The sequence below is a fragment of the Streptomyces sp. NPDC051364 genome (assembly GCF_040682115.1).
Classification (GTDB): Bacteria; Actinomycetota; Actinomycetes; order Streptomycetales; family Streptomycetaceae; genus Streptomyces.
Window position 1 is genome coordinate 330,085 of sequence record NZ_JBFBAH010000006.1, and the last position, 20,190, is coordinate 350,274.

The 20,190-nt window shown below is 71.4% G+C and carries 20 protein-coding genes; 8 read left to right on the forward strand and 12 right to left on the reverse strand.

The window, feature by feature from the left end; all coding sequences use genetic code 11:
• Positions 1–2 precede the first annotated feature (2 nt).
• Genes AB0M76_RS16245 through AB0M76_RS16280 form a run of 8 tightly spaced genes read right to left on the reverse strand, consistent with a single transcriptional unit; the run spans position 3 to position 6,811 of the window.
• A complete protein-coding gene (locus AB0M76_RS16245; RefSeq protein WP_365953433.1) occupies positions 3–2,003 on the reverse strand; it encodes an NADH-quinone oxidoreductase subunit L in 2,001 nt (666 codons plus the stop codon).
• Positions 2,000–2,347 carry an NADH-quinone oxidoreductase subunit NuoK gene (nuoK, locus tag AB0M76_RS16250; RefSeq protein WP_030298116.1) on the reverse strand — a complete coding sequence of 116 codons (348 nt, stop codon included), beginning with the start codon at positions 2,345–2,347 and terminating at the stop codon, positions 2,000–2,002. The genes AB0M76_RS16245 and nuoK overlap by 4 nt, the downstream gene beginning before the upstream one ends.
• Positions 2,347–2,943 carry an NADH-quinone oxidoreductase subunit J gene (locus AB0M76_RS16255; RefSeq protein WP_365953434.1) on the reverse strand — a complete coding sequence of 199 codons (597 nt, stop codon included), beginning with the start codon at positions 2,941–2,943 and terminating at the stop codon, positions 2,347–2,349. Before AB0M76_RS16255 ends, nuoK begins: the two co-directional genes overlap by 1 nt.
• Entirely contained in the window at positions 2,940–3,554 is a 615-nt protein-coding gene (locus AB0M76_RS16260; protein WP_365953435.1) for an NADH-quinone oxidoreductase subunit I, read from the reverse strand. Before AB0M76_RS16260 ends, AB0M76_RS16255 begins: the two co-directional genes overlap by 4 nt.
• Positions 3,554–4,513 carry a complex I subunit 1 family protein gene (locus AB0M76_RS16265; RefSeq protein ID WP_365953436.1) on the reverse strand — a complete coding sequence of 320 codons (960 nt, stop codon included), beginning with the start codon at positions 4,511–4,513 and terminating at the stop codon, positions 3,554–3,556. The genes AB0M76_RS16260 and AB0M76_RS16265 overlap by 1 nt, the downstream gene beginning before the upstream one ends.
• Positions 4,510–5,814, reverse strand: coding sequence for an NADH-quinone oxidoreductase subunit C (locus AB0M76_RS16270; RefSeq protein ID WP_365953437.1), 1,305 nt, complete (start codon positions 5,812–5,814; stop codon positions 4,510–4,512). The genes AB0M76_RS16265 and AB0M76_RS16270 overlap by 4 nt, the downstream gene beginning before the upstream one ends.
• Positions 5,811–6,413, reverse strand: coding sequence for an NADH-quinone oxidoreductase subunit B family protein (locus tag AB0M76_RS16275; protein WP_266664831.1), 603 nt, complete (start codon positions 6,411–6,413; stop codon positions 5,811–5,813). Before AB0M76_RS16275 ends, AB0M76_RS16270 begins: the two co-directional genes overlap by 4 nt.
• Positions 6,404–6,811 carry an NADH-quinone oxidoreductase subunit A gene (locus tag AB0M76_RS16280; protein WP_030163040.1) on the reverse strand — a complete coding sequence of 136 codons (408 nt, stop codon included), beginning with the start codon at positions 6,809–6,811 and terminating at the stop codon, positions 6,404–6,406. Before AB0M76_RS16280 ends, AB0M76_RS16275 begins: the two co-directional genes overlap by 10 nt.
• 147 nt (positions 6,812–6,958) lie before the next feature.
• Here AB0M76_RS16280 and AB0M76_RS16285 point away from each other — a divergent pair, with 147 nt between their 5' ends.
• The 5 genes from AB0M76_RS16285 (at position 6,959) to AB0M76_RS16305 (ending at position 14,003) form a co-directional block, all read left to right on the forward strand.
• Complete coding sequence (locus tag AB0M76_RS16285; RefSeq protein WP_365953438.1) at positions 6,959–8,197, forward strand: sensor domain-containing protein; 1,239 nt, start codon at positions 6,959–6,961, stop codon at positions 8,195–8,197.
• Positions 8,198–8,602: 405 nt separating this feature from the next.
• Positions 8,603–9,886, forward strand: a complete 1,284-nt coding sequence (locus AB0M76_RS16290) for a sensor domain-containing protein (protein WP_365953439.1) — start codon at positions 8,603–8,605, stop codon at positions 9,884–9,886.
• A 157-nt stretch (positions 9,887–10,043) separates the two neighbouring features.
• Positions 10,044–10,703 (forward strand): response regulator transcription factor, encoded by a 660-nt coding sequence (locus tag AB0M76_RS16295; protein WP_030161942.1) that lies wholly within the window; start codon positions 10,044–10,046, stop codon positions 10,701–10,703.
• A 296-nt stretch (positions 10,704–10,999) separates the two neighbouring features.
• On the forward strand, positions 11,000–12,943 hold the full coding sequence (locus tag AB0M76_RS16300; protein ID WP_365953440.1) for a 2-oxoacid:acceptor oxidoreductase subunit alpha: 1,944 nt from the start codon (positions 11,000–11,002) through the stop codon (positions 12,941–12,943).
• A gap of 1 nt (position 12,944) precedes the next feature.
• Positions 12,945–14,003 carry a 2-oxoacid:ferredoxin oxidoreductase subunit beta gene (locus AB0M76_RS16305; protein ID WP_365953558.1) on the forward strand — a complete coding sequence of 353 codons (1,059 nt, stop codon included), beginning with the start codon at positions 12,945–12,947 and terminating at the stop codon, positions 14,001–14,003.
• An 87-nt stretch (positions 14,004–14,090) separates the two neighbouring features.
• Here AB0M76_RS16305 and AB0M76_RS16310 read toward each other — a convergent pair whose 3' ends face one another.
• Positions 14,091–14,453, reverse strand: coding sequence for a helix-turn-helix domain-containing protein (locus AB0M76_RS16310; RefSeq protein WP_030298092.1), 363 nt, complete (start codon positions 14,451–14,453; stop codon positions 14,091–14,093).
• Positions 14,454–14,561: 108 nt separating this feature from the next.
• Here AB0M76_RS16310 and AB0M76_RS16315 point away from each other — a divergent pair, with 108 nt between their 5' ends.
• The 3 genes from AB0M76_RS16315 (at position 14,562) to AB0M76_RS16325 (ending at position 18,072) form a co-directional block, all read left to right on the forward strand.
• Positions 14,562–15,416 carry an SDR family oxidoreductase gene (locus AB0M76_RS16315; RefSeq protein ID WP_365953441.1) on the forward strand — a complete coding sequence of 285 codons (855 nt, stop codon included), beginning with the start codon at positions 14,562–14,564 and terminating at the stop codon, positions 15,414–15,416.
• Between the two features lie 166 nt (positions 15,417–15,582).
• Positions 15,583–16,533, forward strand: coding sequence for an EamA family transporter RarD (gene rarD, locus AB0M76_RS16320; protein WP_365953442.1), 951 nt, complete (start codon positions 15,583–15,585; stop codon positions 16,531–16,533).
• Positions 16,534–16,755: 222 nt separating this feature from the next.
• Positions 16,756–18,072, forward strand: coding sequence for a M28 family metallopeptidase (locus AB0M76_RS16325; RefSeq protein WP_365953443.1), 1,317 nt, complete (start codon positions 16,756–16,758; stop codon positions 18,070–18,072).
• Positions 18,073–18,107: 35 nt separating this feature from the next.
• On the opposite strand, the gene AB0M76_RS16330 is transcribed toward AB0M76_RS16325, so the two are convergent.
• The 3 genes from AB0M76_RS16330 to AB0M76_RS16340 all read right to left on the reverse strand — a co-directional run bounded on the left by AB0M76_RS16330 (position 18,108) and on the right by AB0M76_RS16340 (position 20,090).
• Positions 18,108–18,527 carry a hypothetical protein gene (locus AB0M76_RS16330; RefSeq protein WP_365953444.1) on the reverse strand — a complete coding sequence of 140 codons (420 nt, stop codon included), beginning with the start codon at positions 18,525–18,527 and terminating at the stop codon, positions 18,108–18,110.
• Complete coding sequence (locus AB0M76_RS16335; RefSeq protein WP_365953445.1) at positions 18,524–18,727, reverse strand: hypothetical protein; 204 nt, start codon at positions 18,725–18,727, stop codon at positions 18,524–18,526. Before AB0M76_RS16335 ends, AB0M76_RS16330 begins: the two co-directional genes overlap by 4 nt.
• Positions 18,728–18,845: 118 nt before the next feature.
• Positions 18,846–20,090: a DUF2092 domain-containing protein gene (locus tag AB0M76_RS16340; RefSeq protein ID WP_365953446.1), complete on the reverse strand. Its 1,245-nt coding sequence runs from the start codon at positions 20,088–20,090 to the stop codon at positions 18,846–18,848.
• Positions 20,091–20,190: the final 100 nt, after the last annotated feature.

Consider the following 20,190-nt stretch of genomic DNA (forward strand, 5'->3'; position numbering starts at 1 on the left):
GCTCACGATCCGGCGTTGACGTTGGCGAGGACGGCGGTGGCGATCGCCAGGACCACGGCGCCGGCGAGCAGGGCGCTCAGGTAGCTCTGCACGTTGCCGGTCTGGGCCCGGCGTACGAGGCTGCCGAGCAGCCGGGGGCCGGCGCCCGCGCCGCGGACGTACGTGTCCACGACCTCGCGGTCGAGGAAGCGGACGAGGCTCGCGGCGGCGCGGACGGGGCGGACGAACAGCCGGTCGTAGACGGCGTCGAGGTGGAAGCCGTCGGCCGCGTGCCGGTGCAGCGGGCCGAGCAGCGCCCGGCCGGGGTCGGGGGCTGCTCCGGCCGGGACGGCGGGGTGGTCGTGGGTGACCTCGGCGACCTCGGGGGTCTCGGCGGCGGACTCCGCGGCGGCGGCGGACGCGGACGCGCCGGCTCCGTAGCCGACGGCGGCGGCCTTGGCCGTGGCCCGCTGCCACAGGGCGTAGGTCAGCACCGCGCCGACGGCGGCGGCTCCCGTGCCGAGGACCGAGGTGGTCAGGGACGGGGTGAGTTCGTTGCCGTCGAACCAGTCGGCGATCGGGCCGGCGGCGAGGCCGAAGCCGATCGTCGGGATCGCGAGCAGCCACAGCACGCCGGTCATGGCGACGGGTTCCTTGCCGTGGTCGGGGGCGGCGGCGCCCCGGCCGCGGAAGGCCATCAGCCACAGCCGGGTGGCGTAGGCCGCGGTGAGCAGGGCGGTCAGCACCCCGGCGACGAGCACGACCCAGCCGGCGGCGCTGGGAGCGGACTCCGAGTGCCCGCCGGCGGCGTGCTCGGCGGCGACGAGGACGGCTTCCTTGGAGAAGAAGCCGGCGAAGGGTGGGATCGCGGCGAGCGCGAGCAGCGCGATCGTCATGGTCCAGAAGGCGTCGGGGATGCGTTTGGCCAGGCCGTCCATCCGGGACATGGCGGCCAGGGAGTTCGTCCCGGCGGCGTGGATGATCACGCCCGCACCGAGGAACAGGAGCGCCTTGAAGGCGCCGTGGGAGAGGAGGTGGAAGATGGCGGCGCCACGGTCGCCGACGGCCAGGGCCCCGAGCATGTAGCCGAGCTGGCCGACGGTCGAGTAGGCGAGCACGCGCTTGATGTCGTCCTGGGCCAGGGCGGCGAGGCCGGAACCGAGCATCGTGACGGCCGCCATGACGGCCATGACCACCAGTGCGGCCTGGGAGGCCGCGAAGACCGGGAGGAGGCGGGCGACGAAGTAGATACCGGCGGCGACCATCGTCGCGGCGTGGATCAGCGCGGAGACCGGGGTGGGGCCCGCCATGGCGTCCGGGAGCCAGGTGTGCAGCGGGAACTGCGCGGACTTGCCCGCGACGCCGGCGAGCAGGAGGAGCGCGATCAGCGTCGGGTGGTCCAGCCCGCCCGCGGCGACGGTGCCCAGGATCTTGGGGATCTCGAAGGAGTCGGCGTCGGCGCCGAGCGCGAACAGGCCGATCAGGAAGGGGACGTCGCCGAGCTTGGTGACGAGGAAGGCCTTGAGGGAGGCGGAGCGGGCCGCCTCGGTCTCCCAGTAGTGGCCGACGAGGAAGTACGAGCAGATGCCCATGATCTCCCAGCCGACCAGCAGCACCATCAGGTCGCCGGAGTAGACGACGAGCAGCATGGCGGAGGTGAACAGTGACACCAGAGCGGCGTACGACGGGTAGCGCGGGTCCTCACGGAGGTACGCCGTCGAGTAGAGCTGTACGCAGGTGGCGACGACGCCGACCAGCACGGCGACCAGGACGGCGAAGCCGTCCAGGTAGAGCGCGAGGTCGATCGGCACCGAGCCGGTCGGGGTCAGCTCCGTCGAGGCGACGATCGGCTTGCCGCCGCCCTGGCGGACGGCGACGAGCACGGCCAGCACGGCCGCGGCCAGCGCCGGCAGTACCGCGAGGGGCCGGACGAACCCGGGTGCGCTGCGGCCGAGCAGCAGTCCCGCCACCGCGCCCAGGAAGGGCAGGAGCGGGACGAGGACCGCGAGGGTCGTGGTGCTCACGCGGTGACCTCGCTCTGGTTGTTCGGGGCGGGTTCGTGGCCCTCGGCGGTGTCGCGCAGCCGGTCGACGTCGGAGGTGCCGCGGTTGCGGTAGACCATCAGCACGATCGCGAGGCCGATGCCGATCTCGGCGGCGGCGATGGCGATCGTGAAGAGGGTGAGGGCCTGGCCGGCGTGGAGGGTGTCGCGCAGCCAGACGTCGAAGGCCACCAGGTTGAGGTTGACGGCGTTGAGCATGAGCTCGACGGACATCAGGACCAGGATGGCGTTGCGGCGGGCGAGCACTCCGTACAGGCCCGTGCAGAAGAGGAGCGCCGCGAGCACGGCGGGATAGGCGAGGTGCATCAGCGCTGCTGCCCCTTCTTGTCGTCGGGCTCACCGGCGGCGGCGTCCCTGCGGGAGAGCACGATGGCGCCGATCAGGGCCGCGAGGAGGAGGACGGACAGGGCTTCGAAGGGGAGCACCCAGTGCTGGAAGAGCATCTCGCCGGTCACCTGGGTGGAGCCCTGGGCGGGGCCGTCGAGATCGATCCAGGTGGTGCGGAACGCGTCCACGACGACCCAGACGAGCGCGGCGGCCGCGACGAGGGCGACGCCGAGGGCGACCCAGCGATTGTCCGAGTCGGCGTCCGGGGAGCGGCCGATGGGGGCCTTGGTGAGCATCAGCCCGAAGAGGAGGAGGACGACCACGGAACCGAGATAGATCAGGACCTGGACCCAGGCGATGAACTCGGCGGTCAGCAGCAGGTACTCGACGGCGATCCCGCCGAGCGCGACGACCAGCCAGAGGGCGGCGTGCACGAGCTGCTTGGTGGTGACCGTGATCACGGCCGCGCCGAGGGTGGCGAGGCCGACGAGGACGAAGGCGATCTCGACGCCGGTCGGGGAGAGGAACCCGTTGCCCGTCGCCGCGGCGGCCAGGGCGGTGGCTGCGGGGGTCACGCGTCTCCCTCCGGGGTGTTCGGGGCATCGGTCTCGGGCGCGGCGGGCTCGGGCGCGGCGGGCTCGGCGGCAGCGGCGGCCGCTGCCGCGGCGGCGGCCTCGGCCTTCTCCACCGCCTTGCGGGCGGCGGCGATCTCCTTGGGCTCCTCCGCAGCCGGGTCCAGGGCGGGCGGGGCCGGGACGGTCCACATCCACTCGCGCAGCTTGTCGCGCTCGTGGGTGAGTTCGAGGATGTCCGTCTCCGCGTACTCGAACTCCGGCGACCAGAAGAGGGCGTCGAAGGGGCACACCTCGATGCAGATGCCGCAGTACATGCAGAGGGAGAAGTCGATGGCGAAGCGGTCGAGGACGTTGCGGCTGCGCTCGCGGCCGCCGGGGGCGGCGGCCGGGACCGTCTCCTTGTGGGAGTCGATGTAGATGCACCAGTCGGGGCACTCGCGGGCGCACAGCATGCAGACCGTGCAGTTCTCCTCGAACAGGCCGATGACCCCTCGGGTGCGGGGCGGGAGCTCGGGCTGCGTCTCGGGGTACTGGGCGGTGTGCGCGCGCTTCGTCATCGTGCGCAGGGTGACGGCGAGGCCCTTGGCGAGGCCGGATCCGGGGATGGGCATTACTGGATCGCCACCTTCACGATGCCGGTGAGCGCGATCTGGGCGAGCGCGAGCGGGATGAGTGTGGTCCAGGCGAGCTTCTGGAGCTGGTCCTCGCGCAGCCGCGGGTAGGTGACGCGGAGCCAGATCACGACGAAGGCGAGGACCGCGATCTTGAGGAGGGTCCAGACCCAGCCGTCGGCGATCGGCCCGTGCCAGCCGCCGAGGAACAGGACGGTGGTGAGGGCGCAGAGGACGACGATGCCGGCGTACTCGGCGAGCAGGAACAGCGCGAAGCGCAGGCCGGTGTACTCGGTGTACGCGCCGAAGATGATCTCGGAGTCGGCGACGGGCATGTCGAAGGGGGGACGCTGGAGTTCGGCGAGGCCGGCGATGAAGAAGACGAGCGCGCCGGTGATCTGCCAGGGCAGCCACCACCACTGGAAGGCGCCGACGATGCCGGGGAGGGACACGGTCCCGGCGGCCATCGCGACGGAGGCGGCGGCGAGCAGCATGGGGAGCTCGTACGCGAGGAGCTGCGCGGCGGTGCGCAGACCTCCGAGCAGGGAGAACTTGTTGGCGGAGGCCCAGCCGGCCATGAGGCTGCCGAGGACGCCGACGCCCATGACGGCGAGTACGAAGAACAGCCCGGCATCGATGGCCTGGCCGACCGCGCCTTCGCCCGGGCCGATGGGGATGGCGATGAGGACGAGGAGGTACGGGAGCAGGGCGACGGCGGGGGCGAGCTGGAAGATGCGGCGGTCGGCGTTGGCCGGGACGATGTCTTCCTTCTGCGCGAACTTCACACCGTCGGCGACGAGCTGGGCCCAGCCGTGGAAGCCGCCGGCGTACATGGGGCCGAGGCGGCCCTGCATGTGCGCCATCACCTTGTGCTCGGTCTGCCCGACGACGAGCGGGAGCACGAGGAAGACGGCGAAGACGACAATGAGTCGCAGGGCGACGTCGAGGACGTCGTTCACGCGTCGCCTCCGTTGTCGGATTCGGATTCAGGGGTGTGGCCGGTCCCGGCCTCGGGCTCCACGCCGGGGGCGGGTGCCTTCGGCTCGGCCTTCGGGCCCGGGTCGGCCGCGGGTGCGGAGCCGGGCTTCGGCTCCGGTTCCGGTGCCGGGTCCCGGTCCGCGAAGGCCGGCTGGGGGTTGTGCCAGGGGGCATCCGCGCTGCGGGGGGCCGGGCGCCTGCCCGGCGCCACCGTGCGCCCGGCGGCCGCCTGGCTCGCGGAGCCGTCGGCTGCCGAACGGGCACGTCGGGCCGGGCGCGGAGGGGCGTCGGCCTGCTGCGCGTTCTCGGATTCCGGCTGCCCCGGGGGGACGGCCTGGGACTCGGCCTCGGCCGGGGCGTCGGCTCCCGGCGCGTCGGCTCCCGGCGCGTCGGCTCCCGGCGCGTCGGCTCCCGGCGCGTCGGCTCCCGGGGCGGCCGGCGTCGCTCCGGCTTCCGCCGGCGGGACGGCCTGGCTCGCCGAGCCGTCCGATGCCGTGCGGGTACGGCGCGCCGGGCGCGGGGCCACGGGCTGCGACTCGGCCTCGGCCGGGGCGGCTGCTCCCGGCGCGGCCGGCGTCGCTCCGGCTTCCGCCGGCGCGGGCTCCTGGCCGGTCGGTGCGGCCGTTGCCGGGCGGGGGCGGCGGGTCGGGGCGCCCTCGCGGGGGGCGCGGGCGGTGCGGGCCGGGCGGGCGGGGGCCGGCGGGAGCTGGCCCTTGAGCGGGCCCCAGTCGTTGGGGTCCGGGACGCCCGGCGGGAGCATCTGGCGGCGCTTGGGGGCGTCGGGGTCGTGCGCCTCGCCCGGCTCCTTGGCGCCCGGCCAGGCCTTCGCGACGCGCGCGGCGAGGACGAAGTCCTTGCGCAGCGGGTGGCCCTCGAAGTTCTCCGGGAGGAGGAGGGGGACGAGGTGCGGGTGGTCGGTGAAGACGACCCCGAACATCTCGTACGTTTCGCGCTCGTGCCATTCCGCGCCCGCGTAGATCGCGACCGCGGAGGGGAGGGAGGGCGCCGAGTGCGGGACCGTCGTACGCAGGAGCAGGCGGCGTACGCGGTGGTTCTCGAGGGACACGACGTGGGCGCAGATCCGGAAGCCGGTGCCCGGCTCGTCCACCGCGCTCAGCCAGTCGAAGTACGTGCAGCCCAGCTTGTCCCGGGCGATCTCCAGCGACGGGATCCAGCTGCCGACCGGCACGTCGACGGTGAGGACGTCGTACGCGTACTCGGCCACCGCCTCCGCGCCGAAGATCGTCGCAGCCGCATCGGGGAGGGAGTCGTAGAGGTTCATGCGTCGGCCCCCGGTGCGGGCGGCGGCGTGATCAGGCCGCTGGTGAGCTGCGCGACCGACGGCCCCGCCGCATAGCGGTCCGCCAGCGATTCCCGAGCGATCTTCTCCTGGAGCTTGAGAATGCCCTGCAGCAGCGCCTCCGGGCGCGGCGGGCAGCCGGGGACGTAGACGTCGACGGGGATGATCTGGTCGACGCCCTTGGTCACCGAGTACGAGTCCCAGTACGGCCCGCCGCAGTTGGAGCAGGCGCCGAAGGAGATGACGTACTTCGGCTCCGGCATCTGCTCGTAGAGCCGCTTCACGGCCGGGGCCATCTTGTCCGTCACCGTGCCCGAGACGATCATCAGGTCCGCCTGGCGCGGGCCGGGCGCGAAGGGGATGACGCCGAGCCGGATGAAGTCGTGCCGGGCCATCGACGCGGCGATGAACTCGATCGCGCAGCAGGCGAGGCCGAAGTTGAAGACCCACAGGCTGTAGCGGCGGCCCCAGTTCAGGACCACCTTCATGGGTTCCGGGGCGAGGCGGGAGAGGACTCCCAGGCGCTTGGGCTCCGGGAGCAGCTGGGGCTCGGCCGGCGTCACGGCCGGTGTCACGTCCATTCGAGGACGCCCTTCTTGTACGCGTAGAGCAGGCCGACGGCCAGGAAGCCCAGGAAGATGAACATCTCCACGAGCGTCGTGGCGCCGTAACCGGCGGCGGCGAACACCGTCGCCCACGGGAAGAGGAAGATCGAGTCGACGGCGAAGATGACGTAGAGGAACGCGTAGACGTAGTAGCGGACCTGGGTGTGCGCCCAGCCCTCGCCGACGGGGTCCACACCGCACTCGTACGTCAGCAGCTTCTCGGGGGTCGGGACGACCGGTCTCAGCAGGCGGCCCGCGCCGAACGCGACGGCCACGAAGAGCACACCGAGGACGGCCAGCAGGCCGACGACCGAATAACTCCGGAAATAGTCTGCTGCGAGCACGGTTACGGTCGATACCGTTGGGTCGGGCACGTCCGTTCCTCGCTCCTTGGCCACTGTCGACGATCTGGTACGGACGGGAGTCTAGGGCCTGGTTCACACGGGGTGGGGTTATCCCCCGTTTACTGCGGCCCGGCTGCCCCATGGCACCCGCGGGGCGATATTGGCAGGCTGGGGCGCATGACCGCGCGCATTCAAGTCTCCCACCAGGATCCCGACAATGACCGGCCTCCTCCCGTACGCCCGGCCCTGGGGGCCGTGGCGTGGAAAGAGACCGTCCATCTGTTGAGCAATCTTCCGCTCGCACTCGTCGGGTTCGTCTACACCGTGACCATGGTGGCGACCGCGGGCGGCCTGTCCGTGACCGCGATCGGTCTCCCGCTGCTCGCAGGTGGTCTGCTCGCGTCCCGCCAGCTGGGACGGCTGGAGCGGGCGAGGGCGCGCGCGCTGCTCGGCGTACGGGTGGAGGAGCCGACTCCGCTGCCGGGGCCGCGGCGAGCCGGCGGGTTCTTCCCCTGGCTGTGGGCGGGCGTGAAGGACCCGGTGGCCTGGCGGACCGTGCTGTACGAGCTGGTGCGGCTGCCGTGGGGGGTGCTGACCTTCGCGGTGGCGCTGGTCGGGCTGCTGGTGCTGTGGCCGGTTATGCCGTACGTGGTGCGCTGGCTGTCGAACGTGGACCGGCTGATGGTCCGAGGGCTGCTCTCGCCCTCGGACGAGCTGGAGCGGCGGATCGCGGAGCTGGAGTCCGACCGGGGGGTGGTCGTCGACACGGCGGCGGCCGACCTGCGGCGCATCGAGCGGGACCTGCACGACGGCGCGCAGGCGCGGCTGGTGGCGCTGGCGATGGGGCTGGGCCTGGCCAAGGAGAAGCTGCTGGAGGATCCCGAGGGGGCGGCGGCGATGGTGGACGAGGCGCACGGGGAAGTGAAGCTGGCGCTGCAGGAGCTGCGGGACCTGGCGCGGGGGATCCACCCGGCGGTGCTGACGGACCGGGGGCTGGACGCGGCGCTGTCGTCGGTGGCTTCGCGGTGCGTGGTGCCGGTGAAGGTGGCGGTGGATCTGCCGGAGCGGCCTGCGGCCGCGATCGAGGGGATCGCGTACTTCACGGTGTCGGAGCTGCTGCAGAACGTGAGCAAGCATGCAGGGGCACGGGGCGCGAGCGTGGAGGTGTGGCGGGCGGCGGCAGCGGGCGGCCGGGCAGGGGCGGGGGTTGGGTCCGGGGCCGAGGCTGCGGCTGGGGCGCGGCTTTTGATACGGGTGTCGGACGACGGGCGGGGTGGGGCCGATGCGGTGGGGGGGTCGGGGTTGGCGGGGCTGGCGGAGCGGCTGCGGGCCGTGGACGGGGTGTTCGTCGTCGACTCCCCCGAGGGGGAGGGGACGGTGGTGACGGCGGAGTTGCCGTGGCGTGGGCGCGGCTGATTTCGCCGACCGCGGCCTTTTGATCGGGACTCCCGTCCAGGGTGTGGGCGGGGGTCCCGATCGTTTACGTTGCCCCCGCCGTCGGGGGTGGGCCCTGCGGGGCTGGTCCCCTACCCGCCCTTCCCCCGTTCCCCGGGGCTCCGCCCCGGGCCCCGCAAAGCCCGGGCGCTCCGCCCCCGGACCCTCCCCCTCGCTGCGCTGGGGGGACTCCCGGCGCCTCACACGCCCGGCGGGGCCGGGATTGGCCGGGGCGGCCGGGATCGGGGGGCCGGGTGCGGTGCCGCTGGACTGGGGGGTGGTGGGGTTATCCCCACCATGGGGACGCCTACCCGCCCGATGGTTCGGGGGGCTCCCGGGCGGGAGGGTAGGGGTGGTTGCGGGAAGTGTCGAGAGGGCGGGTGGGACATGGGTTTCGGGCGTGCGTTGCGGGCTCCCCTTCAGGGGCGGACCTGGCGGGAGTTCGGGTACCTGATGCTCGGGCTGCCGCTGAGCGTGCTGTACTTCTCGCTCGCGATCACCGGTGTCAGCCTCGGCGCCGGGCTGCTCGTCACCTTCCTCGGGGTCCCGGTGCTCGCCGGGGTGCTCGCCATGTGCCGCGGGTTCGGGAGGGTCGAGCGGGCCCGGGTGCGCAGCCTGCTCGGGGTCGACATCGCAGAGCCCGCGCCCGTCCGGGCCAGGAAGCGGGGTCCGCTCGCCGCCATGGGCGCGCTGCTCAAGAGCGGCAGCGCCTGGCGGCACGCGCTGTACTCGGTGATCCACCTCCCGTGGGCGATCTTCGCCTTCACCGTGGCACTGGTGTTCTGGGCGTACGGATGGGCCTTCCTGCTGTACCCGGTGTGGTTCTGGGTCTTCCCGGCCTACACCGACTGGCCGGGGCTGCAGCTGTTCCAGAACGGCGACTACACCATGTACCTGGACACGCCGCTCGACATCGCCCTCACCTGTCTGGTCGGGCTCGGGCTCACCCTGGTCACGCCGTGGGTGGTGCGGGCCCTCACCACCGTCGACCGCGTCCTCGTCGGCGGGCTGCTCGGGCCTTCGCGCCTCGACCACCGCGTCACGGAGCTGGAGTCGGACCGCGGGGTCGTGGTCGACGCCGCCGCCGCCGACCTGCGGCGCATCGAGCGGGACCTGCACGACGGCGCGCAGGCCCGCCTCGTGGCGCTGGCCATGGACCTGGGGCTGGCGAAGGAGAAGCTCGCCGAGGACCCCCGCGCCGCCGCCCGGATGGTGGACGAGGCACACGGGGAGGTGAAGATCGCGCTCCAGGAGCTGCGCGACCTGGCCCGCGGGATCCACCCGGCCGTGCTGACGGACCGCGGTCTGGACGCGGCGCTGTCCTCCGTGGCCTCCCGGTGCGCGGTGCCGGTGCGGGTGTCCGTGGACCTGCCGGGCCGGCCGGCCTCCGCCGTCGAGGGGATCGCGTACTTCACCGTCTCGGAGCTGCTGCAGAACATCAGCAAGCACTCCGGGGCCCGTACCGCGGGCGTGGACGTGTGGAAGTCCGGGGACCGGCTGCTGATCCAGGTCGCGGACGACGGGCGCGGCGGCGCGAGCACCGACGGCACGGGCACCGGGCTGGCGGGGCTCGCCGAGCGGCTGGACGCCGTGGACGGGGTGCTGGTCGTGGACTCGCCGGCCGGCAGCGGCACCGCCGTCACCGCCGAGCTCCCCTGGCGTACCAGGTAGATCGCGGACAAACCTCCTCGGCACCACGACTTCGGCTCCCGCGGCCACGCGTTGATCCGGTCTCGCCTACATCCGTCCTCGAGGCTGGGATGCTTGGCTGAGTCAGGGACATCGGGGAACGTGTGAACGCGGGAGCTGCTGGATCGTGGAAGACAGGGTGCGGGTGGTCATCGCCGAGGATTCAGTGCTGCTGCGTGAGGGCCTGACCCGGTTGCTGACCGACCGGGGGCATGACGTCGTAGCGGGCGTCGGGGACGCGGAAGCCCTGATCAAGACAGTGGCGGAACTGGCGGCCGAGGATGCGTTGCCGGATGTGGTGGTGGCCGACGTACGGATGCCGCCGACGCACACCGACGAAGGCGTACGGGCCGCGGTACGGCTGCGCCGGGAGCATCCCGGGATAGGCGTGCTCGTGCTGTCGCAGTACGTGGAGGAGCAGTACGCCACCGAACTGCTGGCCGGTTCCAGTACCGGAGTGGGGTACCTGCTCAAGGACCGCGTGGCCGACGTACGGGAATTCCTGGACGCCGTCGTACGCGTGGCGCGGGGCGGGACCGCCCTGGACCCCGAGGTGGTCGCCCAGTTGCTCGGGCGCAGCCGGAAGCAGGACGTGCTGGCGGGGCTGACCCCGCGCGAGCGCGAGGTGCTGGGCCTGATGGCCGAGGGCCGGACCAATTCGGCGGTGGCCAAGCAGCTCGTGGTCAGCGACGGAGCGGTGGAGAAGCACGTCAGCAACATCTTCATGAAGCTCGGGCTGTCCCCGAGCGACGGGGACCACCGGCGAGTCCTGGCCGTCCTCACCTACCTGCGGTCCTGATCGGAACACCTCTTGATCGAACTGATCAAAACACGGGGACATTGATCAAAATCTTGATCAACTGACACTCTGTCAGGTACGGCGGTAGCGCACCTGGCCGCAGGGAGCTCGCACTATTTCTGCACGGCACGCAATCTCGGAATCTCTCGGAATTCCGCGGAATCCCGCGGAATTCTCTCGACAGACCGCCGCAGACGACGGTCCAGAATACGAGCGTCCCCCGAGGAGGCCACTCCTACCGACGTAGGGTTGACCTTGGGAGCGGGAACGCCAAGCCTCGAAGGAGGTCCAGTTCAGTGACCAGCCAGGTCAGTAGCCCAGCCGAACAGGCCGACGGGGCCGAAGGGGCTGTAGTCGGCGAACAACGGACGCCCCCGGACCCGAGCGGCAAGGAAGTACGCCGCCTCGACCGGGTGATCATCCGGTTCGCAGGTGACTCGGGTGACGGCATGCAGCTCACCGGTGACCGGTTCACCTCGGAGACGGCTTCCTTCGGGAACGACCTCTCCACGCTGCCGAACTTCCCGGCCGAGATCCGCGCCCCTGCCGGCACCCTGCCGGGTGTCTCCTCGTTCCAGCTGCATTTCGCCGATCACGACATCCTGACGCCGGGCGACGCCCCGAACGTGCTGGTGGCGATGAATCCGGCGGCGCTGAAGGCGAACATCGGGGACGTCCCGCGCGGCGCCGAGATCATCATCAATACCGATGAATTCACGAAGCGCCCGATGGCCAAGGTGGGCTACGAGACCTCACCGCTGGAAGACGGCTCGCTGGGCGCCTACAACATCCACCCGGTGCCGCTGACGACCCTCACGGTCGAGGCGCTGAAGGACTTCGGGCTCTCCCGCAAGGAGGCCGAGCGCAGCAAGAACATGTTCGCGCTGGGCCTGCTGTCCTGGATGTACCACCGGCCCACCGAGGGCACGGAGAACTTCCTGCGGCAGAAGTTCGCGAAGAAGCCCCACATCGCCGAGGCGAACGTGGCCGCCTTCCGGGCCGGCTGGAACTTCGGGGAGACGACGGAGGACTTCGCGGTCTCCTACGAGGTGGCCCCGGCGACCCGGGCCTTCCCGACCGGCACGTACCGCAACATCTCGGGGAACCTGGCCCTCGCCTACGGGCTGATCGCGGCGGGCCGGCAGGCCGACCTGCCGCTCTACCTGGGCTCGTACCCGATCACCCCTGCCTCGGACATCCTGCACGAGCTGAGCAAGCACAAGAACTTCGGCGTGCGCACGTTCCAGGCCGAGGACGAGATCGCCGGCATCGGCGCGGCGCTCGGCGCGGCCTTCGGCGGCGCCCTCGGCGTGACCACCACCTCCGGCCCCGGAGTCGCGCTCAAGTCCGAGACGATCGGGCTCGCGGTCTCGCTCGAGCTGCCGCTGCTGATCGTGGACATCCAGCGCGGCGGCCCCTCCACGGGCCTGCCGACCAAGACCGAGCAGGCGGACCTGCTCCAGGCCATGTACGGGCGCAACGGCGAGGCCCCGGTGCCGATCGTGGCCCCGAGGACCCCGGCGGACTGCTTCGACGCGGCCCTGGACGCGGCGCGGATCGCGCTGACGTACCGGACGCCGGTGTTCCTGCTCTCCGACGGGTACCTCGCGAACGGCTCCGAGCCCTGGAAGATCCCGGACATCGCGGATCTCCCGGACCTGAAGACGCCCTTCGCGACGAGCCCCAACCAGCAGCTCGCGGACGGCACCGAGGTCTTCTGGCCGTACAAGCGCGACCCGCAGACGCTGGCCCGCCCGTGGGCGGTCCCCGGGACGCCCGGACTGGAGCACCGGATCGGCGGCATCGAGAAGCAGGACGGCACGGGCAACATCTCGTACGACCCGGCCAACCACGACTTCATGGTCCGCACCCGCCAGGCCAAGATCGACGGCATCGAGGTCCCCGACCTCGAGGTCGACGACCCCGACCAGGCCCGCACCCTCGTCATCGGCTGGGGCTCCACCTACGGCCCGATCACCGCCGCCGTCCGCCGGCTGCGGAACGCCGGGCTCCCGGTCGCACAAGCGCATCTGCGCCATGTCAACCCCTTCCCGAGGAATCTCGGGGAGGCCCTGAAGCGTTACGACAAGGTAGTGGTGCCGGAGATGAACCTCGGGCAGCTCGCCACCCTGATCCGGGCGAAGTACCTGGTCGACGCCCAGTCGTACACCCAGGTCAACGGAATGCCGTTCAAGGCTGAGCAGCTCGCGAAGGTTCTCGAGGAGGCCATCAATGACTGAGGTGACCGACGCCCCCCATCTGCTCTCGCTCGTCCCCAAGGCCGAGGCCAAGCAGTCCATGAAGGACTTCAAGTCGGACCAGGAGGTCCGCTGGTGCCCCGGCTGCGGCGACTACGCGGTGCTCGCGGCCGTCCAGGGCTTCATGCCCGAGCTCGGACTGGCGAAGGAGAACATCGTCTTCGTCTCCGGCATCGGCTGCTCCTCCCGCTTCCCGTACTACATGAACACGTACGGAATGCACTCCATCCACGGCCGCGCCCCGGCGATCGCCACCGGCCTGGCCACCTCGCGCCGCGACCTGTCGGTGTGGGTGGTCACCGGTGACGGCGACGCACTCTCCATCGGCGGAAACCACCTGATCCACGCGCTGCGCCGCAACGTCAACCTCAAGATCCTGCTCTTCAACAACCGGATCTACGGGCTGACCAAGGGCCAGTACTCGCCGACCTCCGAGGTCGGCAAGATCACCAAGTCCACGCCGATGGGCTCGCTGGACGCACCCTTCAACCCGGTGTCCCTGGCGCTCGGCGCCGAGGCCTCCTTCGTGGCCCGGACCGTCGACTCCGACCGCAAGCACCTCACCGAGGTGCTCCGGGCGGCCGCGGACCACCAGGGCACGGCGCTGGTGGAGATCTACCAGAACTGCAACATCTTCAACGACGGCGCCTTCGAGGTCCTGAAGGACAGCACGCAGGCGCAGGAGGCGGTGATCCGGCTGGAGCACGGGCAGCCGATCCGCTTCGGCGCCGACGGGCACAAGGGCGTCGTACGCAACCAGGCCACCGGGGAGCTGGAGGTCGTCGCGGTGACCCCGGAGAACGAGTCCCGGATCCTGGTCCACGACGCGCACAGCACCGGCCCGACCACCGCGTTCGCGCTGTCCCGGCTGGCCGACCCCGACACCCTGCACCAGACGCCCATCGGGGTGTTCCGCAGCGTGGAGCGGCCGGTCTACGACACGCTGATGGCCGAGCAGCTCGACACGGCCATCGACAACAAGGGCAAGGGCGACCTCAGTACCCTGCTGGCCGGCAACGACACGTGGACGGTCGTCGGCTGACGCCTGCGACCGGTACCCCTGTAACGCCCTGTACCCCTGTACCCCTGTACGCCCGCATCGGCGACGGCCCGGCCCGGAGCTCCAGCCTCAGGAGCTCCGGGCTTCGTCGTACGCGGCGCGGGCCGCCTGGACGTCGGCGGTGCGCCGCTCGGTCCACCGGGCGAGGGCCCACACCTGCTCGGCGGCCTCACGCCCCAGCTCGGTGAGCGAGTAGTCCACCCGCGGCGGGATCACGGGCTTGGCGTCGCGCAGCAGGAATCCGTCGCGCTCCAGCGTCTGCAGGGTCTGGGCCAGCATCTTCTCGCTGACGCCGCCCACCTCCCGGCGCAGTTCGCTGAACCGGTACGAGCGCTCGACGAGGGCGGCCAGGACCAGTACGCCCCAGCGGCTGGTGACGTGCTCCAGCACTCCGCGGGAGGGGCACATCGGGGCCTTCACACTTACCTTCATGCCAGTACCTTACTTTGAAGTGGGTACTTACGAAAGGTTAGCGCTTCCTTTTAGTGTGGTGCCGTACCGCGAAGCAAGACGCGGCCCCCAACGCAAGGAGCGCACCCCATGAGCATCGTCGTCACCGGAGCCACCGGAGCCCTCGGCCGCCTCGTCGTCGAGGACCTGCTGAACCGGGTCCCCGCCGAGCGCGTCGCCGTCGTCGTCCGCAGCAAGGAGAAGGCAGCCGACCTCGCCGAGCGCGGGGTCGAGGTGCGCGTCGCGGACTACGACGCCCCCGAGACCCTGGCCGCCGCCTTCCGATCCGGCGACCGCGTCCTGCTGATCTCCGGCAACGAGGTCGGCCGCCGGGTACCGCAGCACACCGCGGTGATCGAGGCCGCGCAGGCCGCCGGCGTGGCCCAGCTCGCGTACACCGGGATCCTCGGCGGCCCCGAGGCCGACTTCGACCTGGCCGCCGAGCACAAGGTCACCGAGCAGGCGATCCTCGACTCCGGTCTCCCGTACACCTTCCTGCGCAACGGCTGGTACCACGAGAACTACACGCACCACCTCCCCACCGTCCTGGAGCACGGCGCGGTCGTGGGCAGCGCGGGCGAGGGCCGGATCGCCTCCGCCGCACGGGCGGACTACGCGGCCGCGGCGGCCTCCGTACTGACCGGCGAGGGCCACCTGAACCAGGTGTACGAGCTCTCCGGCGACACCGCGTGGAGCCTGGCGGAGTACGCGGCCGAGATCGCGGCGCAGTCCGGCAAGGAGGTCGCGTACACCGAGGTCCCGGCCGACGCGCACCTGTCGATCCTGACCGGCGCCGGGGTCCCCGAGGGCTTCGCGGCGATCCTCGTCGACGTGGACGCGGCGATCTCCCGCGGCCGGCTGGCCCACACCGGCGGGGACCTGTCCCGGCTCATCGGCCGTCCGACGACCCCGGTGGCCCACGCGATCACCTCCGCCCTGGCCTGAGCCGGGCCGCCCATGGCCTGAGCCGGGCCGGCCACGGCCTGAGCCCGCGCCGCCCCGGTCACACAAGGCCTCGGAGGTGTCATGAGTATCTCCCCTCTACGGGCATGACATCCGGCTCGTCCGGCGCTACCTTCGTGAAGTTGGCTGGATTGTGACTGGAGGTCCCGTGAAGGCGGAGAACGAGCAGCGCACGGGTTTGCTCTACGGATTCGGCGCATACGGAATGTGGGGGCTGGTCCCCCTCTTCTGGCCGCTGCTCAAGCCCTCCGGGGCCGTCGAGATCCTCGCCCACCGCATGGTGTGGTCGCTGGGCGTGGTGGGGATCCTGCTGCTGGCCATGCGCCGCTGGGGCTGGATACGGGAGCTGCTCCGCCAGCCCCGCAAGCTCGCCCTGACCGCGCTCGCCGCCTCGGTGATCTCCGTGAACTGGGGCCTGTACATCTGGGCCGTGAACAACGGCGCGGTCGTCGAGGCCAGCCTGGGCTACTTCATCAACCCGCTCGTCACCATCGCGATCGGCGTGCTGGTACTCGGTGAGCGGCTGCGCCGGGCGCAGTGGGCGGCCGTAGGCATAGGCGTCGCCGCGGTGGTGGTGCTCGCCGTCGGGTACGGGCGGCCGCCGTGGATCTCGCTGGTGCTGGCCTTCTCGTTCGCGGCCTACGGGCTGATCAAGAAGAAGCTCAACATGGGCGGGGTCGAATCGCTCGCCGCCGAGACCGCGCTGCTGTTCCTGCCCGCCCTCGGCTATCTGCTGTGGCTGGGCGCGCAAGGCCGGTCGAGCTTCGCCACAGAGGGCCTCGGGCACGGGGCGCTGCTCGCCGCGACCGGGCTGGTCACCGCGATCCCGCTGGTCTGCTTCGGGGCGGCCGCGATCCGGGTCCCGCTGTCCACGCTCGGGCTGCTCCAGTACCTGGCTCCGGTGTTCCAGTTCGGGCTCGGCGTCGTGTACTTCCACGAGGCGATGCCGCCCGAGCGCTGGGCCGGGTTCTCCCTGGTCTGGGCCGCGCTCGCGCTGCTGACCTGGGATGCGCTGCGTACGGCGGCCAGGAACCGGGCCCGGCTCGAAGCGGCCCGGGCCGCTCGGCCGGCGACGGCCCCGGAGCCCGAGCCCGCGTAGCACCGCGTCACACCGGGCGCCCCGCCCCCATACCCCCACGATCCCCGCTACGGAACTCCCGTAGCGGGGATCGTCCGTTTTCCGAACCACCCTGACCGAATCCCGGTCTTGACGGACAGTCACACTTCCACTGACCATCAGGCTCGCACTGACGCACGATCGCTCACTTGCGCCACCCCGCACGTTCCGTTCAATCCCCAACGGAATCCCGGAGTCCCCCACATGAGCCTGTCCGTCTCCCGGCGTCTCGCCGCCGTGACCGCGATCGCGGTCGCCGGCCTGTTCGCCTCCACCGCCCCCGCCGCACTCGCCGCCCCCACGGTGGCGGCCGCGGCGCCGACACCGCCCGACATCCCGGTGGCCAACGTCAAGGCACACCTGGCGCAGCTCCAGTCCATAGCCAACGCCAACGGCGGCAACCGCGCCCACGGCAGGGCCGGGTACAAGGCCTCGATCGACTACGTGAAGGCCAAGCTCGACGCGGCCGGCTTCACGACCACCCTGCAGACCTTCACCAGCAGCGGCGCGACCGGCTACAACCTGATCGCCGACTGGCCGGGCGGCGACCCGAACTCGGTGCTGATGTCCGGCTCGCACCTGGACTCGGTGACCGCCGGTCCCGGCATCAACGACAACGGATCCGGCTCGGCCGCCATCCTGGAGACGGCCCTGGCCGTCTCGCGCGCACAGCTCCAGCCCACCAAGCACCTGCGGTTCGGCTGGTGGGGCGCGGAGGAGCTCGGCATGGTCGGGTCGAAGTACTACGTGAACAACCTGCCGAGCGCCGAGAAGGCGAAGATCTCCGGCTACCTGAACTTCGACATGATCGGCTCGCCGAACCCGGGCTACTTCGTCTACGACGACGACCCGACCATCGAGCAGACCTTCAAGAACTACTACGCGGGGATCGGCGTCGCGACGGAGATCGAGACCGAGGGCGACGGCCGCTCCGACCACGCCCCGTTCAAGAGCGCGGGCATCCCGGTCGGCGGCCTGTTCTCCGGCGCCGACTACACCAAGACGGCGGCGCAGGCGCAGAAGTGGGGCGGCACCTCCGGGCAGGCCTTCGACCGCTGCTACCACGCCTCGTGCGACACCTCGGCGAACATCAACGACACCGCCCTGGACCGCAACTCCGACGCCATCGCCTACGCGATCTGGAACCTCGGGGCGGCCACTCCGGTCCCGCCGGGCCAGTCCTTCGAGAACACTGCGGACGTGAACATCCCGGACTCCCCCGGCGCCGCGGTGACCTCGCCGGTCACGGTCTCCGGCGTCACGGGCAACGCCCCGGCCACCACCAAGGTCGACGTGAACATCGTCCACACCTACCGCGGTGACCTGGTGGTCGACCTGGTCGCCCCCGACGGCACCGTCTACAGCCTCCACAACCGCAGCGGCGGCAGCGCCGACAACCTCGTCCAGACGTACACCGTCAACGCCTCGAGCGAGGTCGCCAACGGCGTCTGGAAGCTCCAGGCCAAGGACGTGGCGGCGCAGGACGTCGGCTACATCAACAGCTGGAAGATCACCTTCTGATCATCTTCCAGCGCTCGCCGCGGGGGCGCGCCGACTCAGGGCGCGTCCTCCGTGCGGGCCTGCGGCGGGACCGTCAGCGGCTCCTGTATCAGCGCGCGGAGCTCCTCGGCCACCGCGCCGATGTCCGCGCGGCCCAGCTTCGCCGCCTCCACCAGATCGCCGAGGTCCTCCGGCGAGGGCAGCTGCTTGGCTCCCGCCACCCGCAGATACGAGCGGGTGGCGGCGGCCGCGTAGAACTCGTTCATCGGCGATTCCAGCGCGGGGCACACCGCGAGGGTGTGCAGAAACGCGGCGGCCCGCCACGCGGTGTCCGGGGCGGGCTGTTCGGGCACCAGGACGAGGTCGTTCTGGTGCCGGGCGACCGCGGCGGCCACCCCGGAGGGGTCCCACACGGCGGGATCCGACGGGAGATGGTGGGCCAGAGCGGTCCAGGCCCACTCCATGGTGATCTTCAATTGCCGAACCGCTCCTGGAAGTAGCTCCAGTGGTCGGCGAACTCCTCGATGCCGGAAAGGAAGTTCTTCCGGTCCTCGTCGAGTTCGCGCTCCGTCACCTCGGTGATCAGCGCGGTGACCGTCGTCCCCAGCGCCGCCGCGCGCGCTTTGAGGCGCTCGTGGAAATCTTCGTCCAGGCGGATGGTGACGTGTCTCGACATGCTTTTCACGGTACAGCGGGCCTGCTGTACACAGGGCCGGAACGGCCGAAGGGTGGGCAGGGACACAGTCCCCGCCCACCCTTCGGACAGTCCTACGCTCGCACCCGCCCTGCTGCGGCTACTTGTTGGCGTCGGCCGCCTTCACCAGCGCGTCCTTGGTGACCGCGCCGACGTAGACCTTGCCGTCGTCGGTGATCAGGGCGTTGACCAGGCGGGTCTTGAAGACCCGGCCCTCGCCGAACTTGCCGGTGACCTTGCCCCCGAGGGAGTCGAGGAACTGCTGGGCCTCCTTGGGCGCGTTCTTGTCCTTCGCTGCCTTCTCGACGTCCTGGAGGCCCTTGCCGGCGCCGGTTTCGATCCGGGCGATCGTCGACCAGCCCTCGCCGAGCACCTTCGTCTCGCCGCCCTTGCCGCCCGCGAGGTCCGCGCCGCCGGTCAGGGCGTCGAGGCCGGGGAAGGACTCCAGGCCCTTGAACTCCTTGCCGTGGCCGGCGCCGCCCTTGCCCGCCCCGGCCGCGCCCTCGGTCACCTTGGCGCCCTTGGGTGCGGTGAACGCGAAGGTGTCGGCGGACGGCTTGGCGAAGTCCACCTTGGTGAACCCGGCGTCGACGATCGGCTTGCCGCCCTCGGCCGCCAGCAGCTGCACCCGCAGCGGCACGCCGGTCTTGGCATCCACCGCGATCTTGACCGAGCCGACCGTGGATCCGCCGTGCTTGGGCTTCAGCACCAGCTGGTACGCCTCCCGGCCGGCCACCTGCGCGGTGTCGCCCACGCTGACGTCCGTGGTCGGGCCGGCGGCCGTCAGGATGTCCTGGGCCAGCTGCTGGGGCGAGGCGCCGCCCATCCGGTCGGCCGTCTTCTTGTGGTCCTTGCCCTGCCGGTCCTTGCCCTGCGCCGCGCCCTCGGTGTCCTTCTCGTGCCAGACCTCGTTGGCCTTGCTGTCGTACCCCCAGACGTCGGTGCCGTTGTGGATCAGGCTGTACTCGTCCTTGCCGTCCACGAACGTGAGCTTCTGGCGGTCCGGGCCGTCGGCCGCGACGCGCACGGTGTGCGTGCCGTTCGCCAGCTGCGCGATCTTGTCCTCGGGGTTGGCCGAGCCGCCCGTGACGCCCCCGCCGCCGAGCAGGCCGCTCGCCAGGGTCGGCAGGCCCAGGTCGGTGCTGATCTTCGCGCTGCCGGACAGCTGCTGCACGTCCGAGGCGGCGATCTTCTCGATGAGCTGCTGTGCCGTCACCTTCGGCAGGTCCGGGCTGCCGGAGTTCGCGAAGGCCGGGACCATCGCCACGGTCGCGGCGGCCACACCCGCCACCGCGACCGGTACGGCGTACCGGGCGGCCTTGCGGGTCTTTGCGTTCGTTGCCATGTCTGCCCTACCTCTTTGTCACCGTCACCCGTTCTGGTGTGTCTCCATCTGACCAAAGGGGTGGGGGTCGGGGCGTCACTCCCCGGGGCCAACTCCGCGT